Source organism: Nocardia sp. NPDC051787, from assembly GCF_040681325.1.
Lineage (GTDB): Bacteria > Actinomycetota > Actinomycetes > Mycobacteriales > Mycobacteriaceae > Nocardia.
In genome coordinates, this window is sequence record NZ_JBFAYO010000009.1 from 118349 (window position 1) to 132618 (window position 14270).

Below are 14270 nucleotides of genomic sequence, written 5' to 3' on the forward strand. Positions count from 1 at the left end.
GCGGACTCGATTCGGCGGTAACGCTGCTCTGCCGTGGAACGAAAACCAGGGTACGACGCAACGTTATTCGGGTTGTGACGACATTGATTGACCCAATCGATTTCGTCGGGAACGACGATATTACTCGGACGATCAAATGCGTCAATTACTTGAATGCGCAACGAGAACGAGGAAAAAATGGGAAACATGCGTATGAAGGTGGTTGGTTCCATTGCGGCCGTCCTGCTGAGCGGCACCGGGCTGGGCGTCGTGACTGCGGCCCCCGCGACCGCGGCCACGACTTGCAACGATTCTGTCTCGCAGAAAGACAGTCGAGGCCGGGTCGCCAAGATTCCGATACCCGGGGAGTGCACGATGCGCGAGGGCAACTCGGGCGATGCCGTCAGAGCCCTCCAGTCTACATTGTGGAAGTGCTACGGCCAGAACATTTCTCGCGACGGCGTTTTCGGTCCCAAGACGAAATCCGCCTTGATCCATGCCCAGAAGCAAGCGGGTGCTGGCGCCGATGGCATCTTTGGGCCCGAAACCTTCGGTAAGATCAACTGGGCCTTCTTTGACGGGACCGAGGTCAACTGCCACCGATACGGCCACGGCTAGTCTCAGGTCGGCGAGTAGTCCACGGTACCTGGACATAGGGCTCCCAGTCGGCGCCCACTATCCACACGACGTCGCGGCGGGTCTTGTCGAAGGCTCTCTCCGGGTCGGCGGCCGTCGCTGCGCGTCGTCGCACTGCGGCAAACTCGCCCACGGTGCCCCCAAAGTCGAGTTTCTCAGCCGTCAACCGACCGGTCACACTGCGAACCACTATTCATGGTGGTTACAGCCGCCTCGGCTGTGATCCAGTACTTCACCACGATCAATCAACCGTTCGTCGCGCCGAAGTAATCCGGGCGCGCGAAAAGACCCCGCCCCGAGGACTTCTCGGTGGACCGGGGTCCTTTTCGTGTGTTCACGACCTGCGGAGATAATGTGCGGGTGCGCACAACGGCGAGTCGCGGGTTGGTGCGTCGCGGACATCGGTGTTAATTTTGATGACATGTCTGCTGGCCGATGGAACCCCCTGCGGGTCGCTTACGTGACTGCGGCGCTGGGCCTGCGGCTGCCTTTGACGCGCGAGCTGTGTCGCCTTTCTTGCTGCAGCTGAGCCGTTTTACCTGCTCATTTGCTGCCTCGCCGCCCATGTAGGCATGTCCCGTTGGATAACGGGACTTCAGCAAGGATCTACACAATGTCCCTTCCCGCCCTTGAACGGTCCGTCTCCAGGGTCGCCAACGGTCGTGTCCGGGTTCAGCGTCCCGTGGTTGCTCCCGAACTCCGCATCGGCGACAACCCGGCGGCCGCGGTCCTGCGCGCCGCCACCGGCGGTCCCGTTTCCCGCGACAATGCCGCGCGCACAACGCGTTTGAGCATCGCGACGGTCAATCGCCAAGTTTCCGCGCTGCTCGCGGCCGGCCTGCTGCGTGAGCGCCCCGACCTGACGGCCTCGGGTGCGGTCGGGCGCCCCCGCGTGCCGTTCGAAATCGATCACGACGCCTACCTGACCATCGGTATTCACGTAGGCGCCGCGGCCACCAAGATCGTGGCCTCCGATCTGCGCGGCCGCATTCTCGGCGGGCTGGCCATCGCCACCCCGCAGACCGGGCAAGAGTTCGCCACCACCACGGTCGCCCGCAGCGCGAAAGCGTTCCTGCAGCGCTGGCATCGGCGCAAGGCATTGTGGGCCGGCGTCGCGATCGGCGGCCGGGTCGACCCGCTCACCGGCGTCGTCGATCATCCGAAGCTGGAATGGCGTGGCGCGCCGGTGGGCTCGGTGCTCGGTGAGGTACTGGAGCTGCCGGTGTCGGTGGCGCCGCACGTCGAGGCGATGGCCGCCTCCGAGCTGCTGTTGCCCACCGGCGACCCGAAGGACCAGGCCCGCGGCAGCAGTCTGTACTTCTACGTGCGCGAAACCGCGGGTGTTGCGGTGACTTTGGATGGTCGCGTGCATACTCCGAGCAACGGTCCCGGTTCGATCGCGCACTTGCCCACCGGTTCGAATGTCGAATGCGCCTGCGGCCGTCGCGGCTGCTTGGAGGTGACCGTAGGCGATCGGTCGCTGCACTCCAGGGCGGTCGGTCGCGGCATCATCCCAGCCCACAACGGAACCGGGGGCTCGACCATCGCCGACCTGTACCGGGCGGCGGCCGCGGGCTCGGAACCCGCGCGCGAACTGCTGGCCGAACGAGCCGCCATCCTCGGGCACACGGTGGCCATGGTGCGGGACATGCTCAACCCAGATCGGGTGATCCTGGGCGGCCAGGCCTTCACCGCCTACCGGCCCGCGGTCGCCCATGTGGCGCGTGCGTTCAACCAGGGCTCCACGCTGCCGCCGACCGATATCCGGATCAGCGGATTCGGCGGAAAGGTGCAGGAATTCGCCGCGGTGGTGACATCGCTGAGTGTCCTCTACGCCGATCCGCTCGCCGCCATCCGGCGAAGCGCGTCGATCGACTGAGCGATACGAGAAAGGGGCGACCGGCCATGTGGCTGGTCGCCCCTTTTCGTGGGTGTGAACGCGCTAGCGGTGCGGATCTCCGGCGTTCGCGAACAGCCCTTCCAGCGCGGTGATGAAGAACGGGAAGTGGCTTGCGAAGCGCTGGAGGTTGCGCTCGCGCTCGAAGCCGGCGAACCAGTAGAGGCCGGGTTGCGCGTCGGCTGACGGATCGAGGTCGCGGAAGACGCGGATCCAGTTGTCGACGCGGCCGCCGATCACCGTGAACGGCAGGGCACGGGAGAACACCGTCTCCTGGTCGATCGGCGGGATCTGTTCGCGCCGCGTCGCTTCCAACCCGCGTTGCAGCGCGCGGATCTGCCGGGTGAGCTCCAACCCGCGAGCCGTGCGGACCGGAAGGTACTTCGGCAGCAGCAAGGTCGCCACGCCGCCGAGGGCGATGGCGACGCCGACCAGGGCGTGCCCGGAGGTCAGGGCGAGCACGACGGTCGCGGCGATACCCGCGACGACCAGCGCACCGCCCAGCCACACCGGGAGACCCGGGCGGCGGCGATCGAGGAAGTTGCCGCGAGCTACGGCGTCGGCGAGCAGGGCGGTGCGGACCGGACCGGCGGCGATACGGCCCGGCTCGCGCAGCTCGGCGAGCGTCACCGCGTCGGTGCCCGCGGGCAGCAGCGCTTGGTAGACGGCCTTCTCGTAGTCGCGCAGCTGATCGTCGGGGGCGTTCACGCGGGTGATCCGCCAGTCCCGGTCGCTGAGCGGAGCGAGCCGGATGTATCGGCGCACCGCGAGATCCACCACGGTGGCGGCGATGTCGACGGGGTCGACATACCCGTCCAGCAGTAGGCCGGCCTCGCCGGGCAGCACGCCGTCGGGCGAGGTGAACTGCACGCGGTCGCTCTCGCGCAGCAGCGGATCGATCGTCGCCGAACCGCTGCCCGCGGCGGCGTCCTGACGACGGGCGCGCAGCACGAACGCGACCAGGCCGGCCAGGGCGAGCAGCAGGACGCCGAATGCGACGAGTACCGGGCCGGTGATCGCGAAGGGACCTCCGGTGCCGCTGCCGCGCACGTCGGCGTTACTCGGCACGGTGCCGGGCGGCAGCTGCAAGGTCAGATCGATCGCGTCGCCCTTGTGCAGGTCGGCCTGCTCCAGGAAGAGCACTCCGTCGGATTCGATCTTGACGTCGGCGCACGGCCGCGTGTTGCCGGGCGGGCCGAGTTTGCAGTCGACGATTCCCATTTCGAAGCTGGGGCTGATCAGCGTCGCGCTGATCGCGGCGATATCGGCGTTGAGCACACCGAGCCAACGGAATACCTGGGTGCCGGGCGCGTCGCTGACCGTGTTCCGCACCGAGTACCTGAAGGTGGATTCGCCGGGCTTCGCCTCGATGGTGAACTGGTCGTTCGCCACCGTCGCGGTGCCGGCGCCCTCGGTATCCACGTCGGTGACCTGGAAGATGCGCTCGGCGTCGTCGCTCACCTTCAGCCGCAGCGGAAGTGACATCCGGAACGAGCCGTCCGGCGGCACCGCCACCTGTTCGACCACCTCGAGGACGCCCTCGCGGTTCAACTTCAGATCGGCGGTGATGGTTACACCGCTCGGTGCGGGCTCCGTGTGGGCGACCGGGGCCGACGCGAGCATTCCCGCGGAGGCGAGTAGCAGCGCGCCTACGGCGGCCCCCCGAAAAGTCAGCATGGCTGCCTACTCTAGACAGCTTGCTATTCTGCGTCAGCGGCTGTCGGCGATCACTGAGATGAGGGGGTACGGGGGCGTGACACAACCACCGTACGGACACGGACCGGTTCCGCATGGCGGGCGCCCGGTTCCGCCGCAGCCCGGTTACGGTGCGCCCTTCGGCTCGCAGCCGGGTTATGGCCCGCCTCCTGGTTACGGTGCTCCGCCGGGATACGCTCCGCCTCCTGGTCACGGTGCTCCGCCAGGATATGCCCCGCCTCCTGGTCACGGTGCTCCGCCGGGATATGCCCCGCCGCCCGGGTATGGCCCGCCGCCCGCCCACGGTGTGCCGGGGTATCGCCCGCATGTTCCGCCGCCGATGCCCTATGGTCCGCCCGGACGTCCGCCCTATCCACCGCCGCGCAAACGCGGAGGTGGCGGCGGCTGGATTGCGCTGCTGGTCGTGGTCGTCTTCCTGGTCGCGGGCGGCCTGGTTCGTAACGCGATCTCCGTCGGACGCGACGACAGCGACGCGTCCGGTCCGCAGCCGACCTTCACCTTCGACCCGCAGGCGGACGGCTCGACCGGTCCCTCGGAGACCGGCAACAACCCGCTGCTGACCGACCCCAACGCGACGCTGCTCCCGGCGCGGTGTGATTACTCCCCGTGGGGAACCCAGGTGGACGCCGCGCGCAAGTTCTTCGAAAGCGCCGCGTCGTGCCTGGAGGCGGCGTGGAAACCGGTGCTGCGCAAAGCGAATCTGCCGTTCCAGCCGCCCACGGTGAACGTCAGCGCGACCACGTCCGGCATCACCACGCCCTGCACCGGGTCGACGAGCAATTTCGCCGCGTTCTACTGCCCGGCGAACAAGACCATCTACATGCCGATCAGCCAATTGCAGACCGATTACTTCAAGGACAACTGGGTGGTCTACCTGTCGGTCTTCGCACACGAGTACGGACATCATGTGCAGGCGATGTCGGGAATCCTGCGCCGGGCCAACAGCGAGCGCGCCGACGTGGGCCCACGCAGCGCCAAGGGGCTGGAATTGTCGCGCCGAGTCGAATTGCAGGCCAATTGCTTCGACGGTATGTACCTCTCGTCCTCGGCGGAGGGCGGTTCCCTGACCGATCGGCAGCTCACCCTCGCGCGCAAGGATGCCTACGGCCGTGGTGACCAGGCAGGAGACATGCGCGACCACGGTTCGTCCGAGAACGGCGGTCAGTGGTTCGAGACGGGGCTGGACAAGAACCGTGCGGCACAGTGCAATACGTTCACCGCGTCGGCCAGCTCGGTGAGCTGAGGGGGTGACGCACCCGCCTGTCGTCGCGGTGTGCGGCCGCATTCCTCGGTCGGCTCGGTCTCGCTGTCCAGGCGTGCTGGCGTCTCGGGTCGCCGGACCGAGCGGATCCGCCGAGGCGCCCCCTCATCGAAGCGCCCCGGCGAATTGCCTCCAGCCAGCTCATCGGCGGACTGACAAACGGTTAGGTGTCGACGCCCACCGGCTCCGCGGGTGTCCCACCGCCTGTCGGGCCATCACCGGAAACCCTGCGGCTCTCCCTGGACCGGATCGCCCGCGCGATCAGCGGCCACAGGAGGATCACCGCGATCACCGCGTACACGGCCACCGAGAACCAGGTGTTCACCAACCCACTGAGGTGACCGTCGCTGATCTGCAGGGCCCGCCGCATCTGCTGTTCCGCGTTCGGTCCGAGGATCACTCCGATGATCGCGGGCAGCAGCGGCAGCCCGAATCGCCGCATGAGCAGTCCGATGACGCCGATCATCAGCAGCAGCACCAGGTCGACCACATCAGCGCTGAGTGCGTACGCGCCGACCGTGGCAAAGAACAGAATTCCTGCGTAGAGGTACGGGCGCGGAATCCGCAGCAGTTTCGCCCAGAGCGGCGCCAGCGGCAGATTCAGCGCGAGCAGCAGCGTGGTTCCGATGAAAAGGCTCGCGATGAGCGTCCACACCAATTCCGATTCACGCTGGAACAGCAGCGGTCCCGGCTGGATGCCGTACTGCTGGAAGGCTGCGAGCATCACCGCCGCGGTCGCGGTCGTCGGCAGGCCGAGGGTGAGCATCGTGGTCAGCGTTCCCGCCGCGGACGCGCTCGCGGTGGCCTCCGGTCCGGCGACGCCCTCGATGGCGCCCTTGCCGAATTCGCCGGGGTGCTTCGACAGCCGCTTCTCGGTCGCGTAGGACAGGAACGTCGGAATCTCCGCTCCGCCCGCGGGAACCGAGCCGAACGGGAACCCGATGAGCGGTCCGCGCAGCCAGGGTTTCCATGACCGTGCCACGTCCTGCCTGCTCAACCAGGGTCTGCCCACCGGAATGGGCTGGGTGGGCCGGTGGCGGAGATGCGCGGCGACCCACAGCGCCTCACCGACCGCAAACAGGCCGACCGCCACCACGATCAGGTCGATGCCGTCGGCCAGCTGCAGTGAGCCGAAGGTCAGCCGCTGCTGCCCGGTGATCGGGTCGAGTCCGATCAGGCCGAGCGCCAAACCGAGGCCGAGCGAGGCGAATCCGCGTACTCGGGAGCTGCCGAGCACCGAGGTGACCGCGATGAACGCCAGCAGCATGATCGCGAAATAGTCCGGTGCGCCGATGTCCACTGCGAGATCGGCGACCGCGGGCGCCAGCAGCACCAGCAGCAGCGTGCCCGCGATACCGCCGATGAAGTGGCCGATCGCCGCGGTCGCCAGCGCCTGCGCGCCGCGCCCCTGCCGCGCCATCGGATGGCCCTCGATCGCGGTGACCACCGCCGCGGTCTCGCCGGGTGTGTTCAGCAGGATCGAGGTGGTCGAGCCGCCGAACATGCCGCCGTAGTAGATCCCGGCGAACATGATGAACGCGCCAGTTGGCTCCACGCTGTAGGTGATCGGCAGCAGCAGTGCGACCGCCATCGCAGGCCCGATACCGGGCAGCACCCCGATCGCGGTGCCGAGCAGTACCCCGATCGCAGCGAGCAGCAGATGTGTCGGCGTGAGCGCGGTGCCGAAGCCCTCGACCAGGTTTTCCAGTCCACCCATCTCAGATCACCCCGCTCAGCGGCCCGCCGGGCAGTGCTACATCGAGCAGTCGCACGAAGACCACGTAGGTGACCAACGCGAGCGCGGCGGCGACCAGCGGGTCGCGAAGCCAATGCCTGCTGCCGAGTGCGTAGGCGGCGCCCCAGAACAGCAGCGCGCCCGCGATCGGGAATCCGACGATCTCGATCAGCACGATATTGGCGACGAAGACACCGACGAGCAGGAGAACGGTCCGCCACTCCGGCGGCGTGGTCAAGTCGATGTCCTCGCCGCCTTCGGCCTCGCCCCGTCCACCGCGCAGTACGTCGACGGCCAGCGCGACCGCGACCGCCAGCAGCAGCGCCCCCACGGCCAGCGGCATCGCCTTCGGGCCGACCGGGCCGCGCTGGGTGTAGCCGACCGACATGGTGAGCGCATCGATGATCACCAGGGCACCGGAACCGGCCAGCAGGACGACCACCCCCAGTTCGGAGTGTTCTCGCAGCCAGCCGAACACGGGGCGCGCGGTCCAGTTATCGCGCCGCTGCTCGCCTGTGCCGCTGCCGTCGGATGCGCCGAGGCCGATCGCCGGATCGCTACGCCCGGGTGCGCCGCTGCTCATCCCAGGCCCAGTTCGTTCAGCACCGACCCGACCTGGTCGGTCTGCCGCTGGATGAAGCCGCCGAACTCGTCACCGGTGAGGAACGCATCGCCCCAACCGTTGTTCGCGAGCGCGTTCTTCCACTGCGCGGAGCCGTGCATTTTCGTATAGGCGGCGATGAGGGCCTGGCGGTCGCTGTCGCTGATGCCAGGGGGTGCCACGACGCCGCGCCAGTTGGTGAATTCGACGTCGATGCCCGCCTCCCGCAGTGTCGGCGCGTCCACACCGTCGATTCGCTTGGGGCCGGTCACCGCGAGCACCCGCAGTTCACCCGCCTCGATCTGGTCGAGGTATTCACCGACGCCCGAAACGCCGAAGCCGAGTTTGTTGCCGAGGATCGACGCGAGCAGCTCGCCGCCGCCGTCGAATGGTACGTAGTTGACCCGCTTAGGCTCGATTCCGATCGCCTTGGCCACCAGCATCGGAGCCAGGTGATCCGGTCCGCCCGGCGAGGAGCCGCCGCCGACCGGGACCGCGCCCGGGTTCGCCTTCCACTCGGCCGCGAGCTGCTTGATATCGGTGTACTTGGAGTTCTTCGACACCACGATGATGTCCGGCTCCTCGACCAGCCGTGCGATCGGTGTGGTCTCGGTCAGGTCGGACGGCGACTTGTTGGTGTAGACGCTGCCCACCACCCCCAGGCCCATCTGCATCACCAATTTGCCGTTGCCGTTCTCGCCGACCAATCGGCCGAGGCCGACCGTTCCTCCGGCGCCCGGCAGGTTGAAGACCTCGACGGACCGCGCGATGTTCGCGTCCTCCATGGCCTTCGCCGAGGTGCGGGCGGTGATGTCGTAGCCGCCGCCTGGGGAATTCGGCACCATGATCCGCAGGCCGGTGATCTTATCGGTACCGCCGCCCGTGTCGGTGCAGGCCGTCATGGATACGGCTGCCAGCACACCGACGATGGCGGCAAGCAGTTTCGGGGTTGGCATTGTGGATCCTCATCTCTTCATCGAGCTGGCCGAAATTGTGAGTCCTGTCACTGGGTCATGTCTGCCTTGCGTCCGCAACGGTCGTTGTGTTCGTAGTGTTCACAGCAGAGCAGGCCGCGGATCGGCGTGGTACGGGTCACACTGGCTGCGAGGGATTTGCCAGGAGGTATCAGGACCGTGGGCAAGAAGGGCTCGCTGGCACGTCGGCTGCTCGCCTTGCAGCTGCTGATCGTGCTCGTCCTGCTCGCGGCGGTAGCCGCGGTGGTGGTTGCGCAGGCGAGCGAGACATTCCGGACCACCGAATCGCGGCGGATGCTCGGTATCGCCGAAGATGTCGCGGCCAATCCGAGCCTGCGTGCGCTGCTCGCCGATCCGAAGCAGCATCTGCGGCTCGCGCCGTTCGCCACGTCGGCGCAGGTGGCTTCCGGCGCGGACGTGGTGGTGATCGCACGGGCCGACGGCAAGGTGCTCACCTCGCAGTACCCCGGCGAGATCGGCGAGCCGCTACGGCTGGCTGATTCGCCGGTGCGCGACGGCCGGGCCTGGGTGGGCGAGATGGACGGTGCGGTGGTGGCGCACGTTCCGGTCATCGCCCAGGACACGCACCGCGTCGTCGGTTTCGTCGCCGCGCGCAAACAGCATCCCGCAGTCTGGCAGATACTCACCGATTCGTTCCCTGGCCTGCTCGGTCTGCTCGGCATCGCGAGCGCGCTCGGGATCGTCGGATCCTTGTCGGTCGCCTGGTGGGTGAAGCGGCAGACCTTCGGTCTGGAACCGGCCGAGATCAGCGGGCTGGTCGAACATCGAGAAGCGATGCTGCACGGCATCCACGAGGGCGTCGTGGGGCTGGACCAGCAGCAGCGGATCACCCTGGTCAACGATCAGGCCAGGGTGCTGCTCTCGCTGCCGGGGACGGTGGTCGGGCAGAACCTCCACGACCTCGGACTCAACGAGCGTGTGCTGGACGTGCTCACCGGAAAGGTCGCGGGCACCGACCTGATCGGCCTGCGCCGAGGCAGGGTGCTGGTGATGAACCGGACCCCGATCAGACGGCGGCAGCGCACCCTCGGCGCGGTCGTCACGTTGCGCGACCGCACCGAGCTGGTCCGGCTGCAAGATCAGTTGACCGAGCACCGCAACGCCACTGGAACCCTGCGCGCTCAAGCGCACGAGTTCCGCAACCGGTTGCACACCATCGCCGGGCTGATCGAACTCAGCGAGTACGACGAGGTCCGCCGCTACGTCGACCGGGTGAGTGCCCGCAGCGATCAGTGGCAGGCCGAGGTGACCGGCCGGATCGGTGATCCCGCGGTCGCCGCGCTGCTGATCGCCAAGGCCAGCCTCGCCGCGGAACAAGGTGTCGGGCTGCGCATGTCGACGACGAGCGAGTTGCGCGAGGTGGACGAATCGCTGTCCGCGGATCTCGTCACGGTGCTCGGCAATCTGGTGGACAACGCCTTGGACGCCCTGCGCGGACCGAGCGCCGGGTGGATCGAAGTCGATCTGCGGCAGTCCGATACCGAGGTGCACGTGGTGGTCCGCGACTCCGGTCCCGGTGTCGCGCCCGAACTCGCGCGGGAGGTTTTCCGTAACGGCTTCACCACCAAGGCCGCCGAGCAAGGCGGGCAGCGTGGTCTCGGCCTGGCGATCACGAGGCAGGCATGTGTGCGACGGGGCGGTTCGGTCTCGGTGCACAACGCAGAGGGCGCGGTGTTCACCGCGTCGTTGCCGATCGTTGCGGAGACACGGCGGTGATCCGGGTGCTCGTCGTCGACGACGACTTCATGGTCGCCAAGGTGCACTCCGGATATGTCGCCAAGACACCGGGTTTCGCGGTCGCCGGCGTGGCCCGCACCGGCGCGGACGCGCTGCGCATGATCGGCGAACTAGCCCCGGATCTGGTACTGCTCGACATCTATCTGCCCGATATCGATGGCCTGACCGTATTGCGAGGCATCCGGGAATCCGCCGAGGCGACCGATGTCGTGGTGATCAGCGCGGCCGACGATGTGGACACAATCCGCGCTGCGGTGCGCGGCGGCGTGCTGCACTACCTGATCAAGCCGTTCACCTATGGCGCGCTCTACGACCAGCTGCGGCATTTCGCCGCGCTACACGCCAAGCTGGGTGTGCTGTCGCGGGCCGCGCAGTCGGATGTGGACGAGGTCTTCGGCGGACGGCCGCGCGGATCGGCCGCGCTGCCGAAGGGGTTGACCGCGCAGACCGCGGAACTGGTGGAACGAGTGCTGCGCGCGGCGACTCCCGACCTCTCCGCGCAGGAGTGCGCCGAGGCGACCGCACTGTCGCGCGTCAGTGCCCGCCGCTATCTCGAGTACTTCGTGGAAACCGAACATGCCCACGTACGGTTGCGCTACGGCGGCACCGGCCGCCCGGAGCGCCGATACCACTGGATCGGCGGGTGATCAGGCGCGATTCCGATGTGGGACTGCGGTTGCGTGGTACTAACCATCGGCCGAGCACGGGACAGCCGCGCGGCCGGGCTACTGACCCGGCGCCTTTGCCAGGGGCGCTGGATTTTTCTCCCGGAGCCGACCGATCCAGTCGGTGACCTCGTCGGGGGTTGGAGCGCCGCCGATCAGGTCGAGCACGGCGTGGCCGACACAGGCGGCGCTCATCACCCGGTCGGCGGCCGCCTCGACCTCGCCCCAGGGCAGATAAGGCTTGGCGATCAGCAGCGACGCGATGCCGTGAGCGACCGCCCACATCTGGAGCACGACAGGCAGCGGGTCGCCCGGGGCGATCGTCCCCTCGTCCATGCATTCGCGCACCGTCACCGCGAAGAGTTGGAACGCGCCGCTGGTGAGCACCTGATCGACCGCCCCTCGGCTCGTAGTCGGCGCGGTGGCAAGCCGGTACTGCTCCGGATGTTGCAGAGCGAAGCGGACATATGCCATGCCCTGATCGCGCAGGCGGTTCATTGGAGAGGTATTCGGGTCGATCGCTGCGCGCAGTGCGGCGGACAAATCCTCGAAGGCTTGGGCCACCACGGCCTCGATGAGTTCGTCCTTGTCCGCGAAATGCCGATAGATGGACGGCGCACTCACCCCGACCAGCTTGCTCACCGCCCGGATCGAGACCGCGTCGGCATGGCCGGTCCGCGCGAGCAGTTCGGCGGTGGCGCGCAGAATCTCCTCGCGCAGTTGTGCTCCGGAACCGCGCGGCGATCGCGGACGTCGGCCACCGATCATGCCCGGCCCGCGCCTTCCAGCGTGCGGGACGCGGTGCTCTCCTCGCCCTCGGTCAGCCCGATCTTGGCGTGCAGGCGCGCCAACGGTTCGGGCGCCCACCAGTTCGCCTTGCCGAGCAGCCGCATGAGTGCCGGCGCGAGCAGGCCGCGGATGATCGTGGCGTCGGCGAGCACGGTCAGCGTGAGGCCGAGGCCGAGCAATTGCATGAACGACACCTTGGAGGTCACCAGGGCGCCGAGCACGATCGCCATCAGCACGGCGGCCGCGGTGAAGATCCGGCCCGTGCGAGCCACGCCGACCGCGACCGCGCGCGTGTTGTCGTGCGTGGCCAGCCATTCCTCGCGCACCCGTGACAGCAAGAACACCTCGTAATCCATCGATAGGCCGAAGGCCAGGCAGAACATCAGGATCGGCATGGTCGGCACCAGGTAGCCGACCGGAGTGAAGCCGAGCAGCCAGGATAGGTGGCCCTCCTGGAACACCCACACCATCGCGCCGAACGCCGCGGCCAGCGAAAGGGTATTCAACACAAGCGCTTTGATCGGCAGCACCACGCTGCCGGTGAACAAGAACAGCACGATGAAAGTGGTCAGCGCGATCAGCGCGACGGCGAGCGGCAGCCGGGCGGCCAGTGCGTGCAGCGAGTCGGCGTTGGCCGCCGCCGCGCCGCCGTAGAGTGCCGGGCCCGGTGCCGGGACCGCCCGGATCTCGCGCAGTTGCCGGTCACCGGCGGGCGAGAAGGGATCGAGCTTGGTCGCGACGCTCAGATATGTCCCGGTGTCGGTGGCCATACCGGGTGGAGGCGCGCCGAGGCGGGCTCCGGAGACGTAGATCCCGGCGCTGGACAGCACCGCCGGTACACCGTCGACCCGAGACAGCTCGGCGGCGTAAGAGCCGATCGCCGCGGTGTCGCCGCGGTATCCGTCCAGCACGATCGTGGTATTGGCGACCGGGTCGGCCTGGGGGAACTGGGTGCGCAGCGCGTCGCCGACCTGGCGGCTGGAGGCACTGGTCGGCAGCACCCGGTCGTCGGGATAACCGAACTTGACCGACAGGAACGGAGCGCCGAGCGCCAGCAACACCGCGATGATGACGATCGCGACCGGCGCCGCGTGCCGCATCACCCAGCTGACCATTCGGTACCAGCCGGTTTCCTCCGGCGCCTGCGGGCCGGGCGCGGGCGCGCCGCGACGGAACAGGCGCCGCAGCGGAACCCGCAGATCGAGGGAGTTCACCCGAGGGCCGAGCAACACCAGCGCGGCGGGCAGGACCACGATCGAGGCGGCCGCCGCCGCGACGACGACCGCGACGCCCGCGTACGCGAAAGATTTCAGGAAGTACAGATCGAACACGCTCAGCACGGCCATCGACAGCGCCACGGTCAGTGCGGAGAACAGCACGGTGCGTCCGGCGGTCTGTACGGAGCGGATGGTGGCCGCGGTGGTGTCGAGGCCGTTGCCGAGTTCTTCCCGGAAGCGGCTGACGATGAACAGGCTGGCGTCGATGGCCAGCGCCAGGCCCATTGCCGTCGTCATGTTCAGCGCGTAGATCGAGACGTCGGTGAACAGCGTGAACAGCCGCAGGATCGCCAGTGTGGCGAGGATGGCGAACAGGCCGATGGCCAGCGGGAGAGCGGCGGCGACCAGGCTGCCGAACACCAGGATCAGCACGATCATCGACAGCGGTACCGCGACGCCCTCGGCCAGGGCCAGATCTCGGGTGGTCTGTTCGGTCACGTCGTGATAGATCGCCGCGATGCCGCCCTGGCGGACCGTGATGCCGCCGGAGTCCAGGGCCAACTGCTTCTCCAACTCGCCCGCGGTCTGCTGAATCTGTGTTTCGTCGCCATCCAGGAAGGCGATGACCAGGGCGTTCTTGCCGTCGGTGCTGCGCAGCGCGCTCGCCAAGGGCGGCGGTGCGGTCCAGTAGGACTGGACGCCCTGCACACCGGAGCGCGCCTTCAGCGCGTCCACCAGTCCGAGGCCCGTCGCTTTTGTGGCCGGATCGTCGGCGCCCGCGTCCGAGCTGACCAGCAGCACGAAGTTGGGTGCGGCGCCGCCGAAGTTGTCGGCGATGAGCTGGGTCACCCGGGCGGACTCGGCGTCGTCGGAGGTGAAGCCGCCGGACTTCAGGTGCGTGGCCGCGGTCGCGCCGAAGACGCCGAACAGCACGGCAAGGGCGAACGCCGTCGCTAGCACGATGCGGGGTGAGCGGGTGGTGAAGCCGGCTATCCGGGTCAGCATCGTGGCTCTCCTCGGTAGGTTAACGACGTTACAGTAA

The 14270-nt window shown here is 67.9% G+C and carries 11 protein-coding genes; 5 read left to right on the forward strand and 6 right to left on the reverse strand.

The genetic code is table 11. From position 1 onward, the window contains the following. Positions 1 to 153 precede the first annotated feature (153 nt). Together AB0M45_RS12305 and AB0M45_RS12310 are read left to right on the forward strand one after the other, a co-directional pair. Complete coding sequence (locus tag AB0M45_RS12305) at positions 154 to 597, forward strand: peptidoglycan-binding domain-containing protein (RefSeq protein ID WP_364326523.1); 444 nt, start codon at positions 154 to 156, stop codon at positions 595 to 597. Positions 598 to 1228: 631 nt separating this feature from the next. After that, a complete protein-coding gene (locus AB0M45_RS12310) occupies positions 1229 to 2494 on the forward strand; it encodes an ROK family protein (RefSeq protein WP_364326526.1) in 1266 nt (421 codons plus the stop codon). Positions 2495 to 2557: 63 nt separating this feature from the next. Here the strand turns inward: AB0M45_RS12310 and AB0M45_RS12315 are convergent, their stop codons facing one another. Beyond that, a complete protein-coding gene (locus AB0M45_RS12315) occupies positions 2558 to 4189 on the reverse strand; it encodes a DUF2207 domain-containing protein (protein ID WP_364326529.1) in 1632 nt (543 codons plus the stop codon). 358 nt (positions 4190 to 4547) lie between these two features. On the opposite strand from AB0M45_RS12315, the gene AB0M45_RS12320 reads away from it, so the two are divergent. After that, on the forward strand, positions 4548 to 5471 hold the full coding sequence (locus AB0M45_RS12320) for a neutral zinc metallopeptidase (RefSeq protein WP_364326532.1): 924 nt from the start codon (positions 4548 to 4550) through the stop codon (positions 5469 to 5471). Between the two features lie 181 nt (positions 5472 to 5652). Here AB0M45_RS12320 and AB0M45_RS12325 read toward each other — a convergent pair whose 3' ends face one another. The 3 genes from AB0M45_RS12325 to AB0M45_RS12335 are packed head-to-tail and all read right to left on the reverse strand — an operon-like array spanning position 5653 to position 8781. Continuing rightward, positions 5653 to 7206, reverse strand: a complete 1554-nt coding sequence (locus tag AB0M45_RS12325; RefSeq protein ID WP_364326535.1) for a tripartite tricarboxylate transporter permease — start codon at positions 7204 to 7206, stop codon at positions 5653 to 5655. Between the two features lies 1 nt (position 7207). Beyond that, entirely contained in the window at positions 7208 to 7807 is a 600-nt protein-coding gene (locus AB0M45_RS12330; RefSeq protein ID WP_364326538.1) for a tripartite tricarboxylate transporter TctB family protein, read from the reverse strand. Beyond that, complete coding sequence (locus tag AB0M45_RS12335; RefSeq protein ID WP_364326541.1) at positions 7804 to 8781, reverse strand: tripartite tricarboxylate transporter substrate-binding protein; 978 nt, start codon at positions 8779 to 8781, stop codon at positions 7804 to 7806. The genes AB0M45_RS12330 and AB0M45_RS12335 overlap by 4 nt, the downstream gene beginning before the upstream one ends. Positions 8782 to 8958: 177 nt before the next feature. On the opposite strand from AB0M45_RS12335, the gene AB0M45_RS12340 reads away from it, so the two are divergent. Both AB0M45_RS12340 and AB0M45_RS12345 read left to right on the forward strand, forming a co-directional pair. Beyond that, the gene (locus AB0M45_RS12340) at positions 8959 to 10536 is read left to right on the forward strand and encodes a sensor histidine kinase (RefSeq protein WP_364326544.1); all 1578 of its coding nucleotides are present in this window, start codon (positions 8959 to 8961) and stop codon (positions 10534 to 10536) included. Continuing rightward, positions 10533 to 11204 carry a response regulator gene (locus AB0M45_RS12345; protein ID WP_364326547.1) on the forward strand — a complete coding sequence of 224 codons (672 nt, stop codon included), beginning with the start codon at positions 10533 to 10535 and terminating at the stop codon, positions 11202 to 11204. The genes AB0M45_RS12340 and AB0M45_RS12345 overlap by 4 nt, the downstream gene beginning before the upstream one ends. 78 nt (positions 11205 to 11282) lie before the next feature. Here the strand turns inward: AB0M45_RS12345 and AB0M45_RS12350 are convergent, their stop codons facing one another. Both AB0M45_RS12350 and AB0M45_RS12355 read right to left on the reverse strand, forming a co-directional pair. Continuing rightward, a complete protein-coding gene (locus tag AB0M45_RS12350) occupies positions 11283 to 11990 on the reverse strand; it encodes a TetR/AcrR family transcriptional regulator (protein ID WP_364326550.1) in 708 nt (235 codons plus the stop codon). After that, positions 11987 to 14233: an MMPL family transporter gene (locus AB0M45_RS12355; protein WP_364326553.1), complete on the reverse strand. Its 2247-nt coding sequence runs from the start codon at positions 14231 to 14233 to the stop codon at positions 11987 to 11989. The genes AB0M45_RS12350 and AB0M45_RS12355 overlap by 4 nt, the downstream gene beginning before the upstream one ends. Positions 14234 to 14270 lie beyond the last annotated feature (37 nt).

Coding starts and splice junctions, on each gene's coding strand:
- AB0M45_RS12305 (WP_364326523.1), top strand. CDS start 154: ATGCGCAACGAGAACGAGGAAAAAATGGGAAACATGCGTATGAAGGTG.
- AB0M45_RS12310 (WP_364326526.1), top strand. CDS start 1,229: ATGTCCCTTCCCGCCCTTGAACGGTCCGTCTCCAGGGTCGCCAACGGT.
- AB0M45_RS12315 (WP_364326529.1), bottom strand. CDS start 4,189: ATGCTGACTTTTCGGGGGGCCGCCGTAGGCGCGCTGCTACTCGCCTCC.
- AB0M45_RS12320 (WP_364326532.1), top strand. CDS start 4,548: ATGCCCTATGGTCCGCCCGGACGTCCGCCCTATCCACCGCCGCGCAAA.
- AB0M45_RS12325 (WP_364326535.1), bottom strand. CDS start 7,206: ATGGGTGGACTGGAAAACCTGGTCGAGGGCTTCGGCACCGCGCTCACG.
- AB0M45_RS12330 (WP_364326538.1), bottom strand. CDS start 7,807: ATGAGCAGCGGCGCACCCGGGCGTAGCGATCCGGCGATCGGCCTCGGC.
- AB0M45_RS12335 (WP_364326541.1), bottom strand. CDS start 8,781: ATGCCAACCCCGAAACTGCTTGCCGCCATCGTCGGTGTGCTGGCAGCC.
- AB0M45_RS12350 (WP_364326550.1), bottom strand. CDS start 11,990: ATGATCGGTGGCCGACGTCCGCGATCGCCGCGCGGTTCCGGAGCACAA.
- AB0M45_RS12355 (WP_364326553.1), bottom strand. CDS start 14,233: ATGCTGACCCGGATAGCCGGCTTCACCACCCGCTCACCCCGCATCGTG.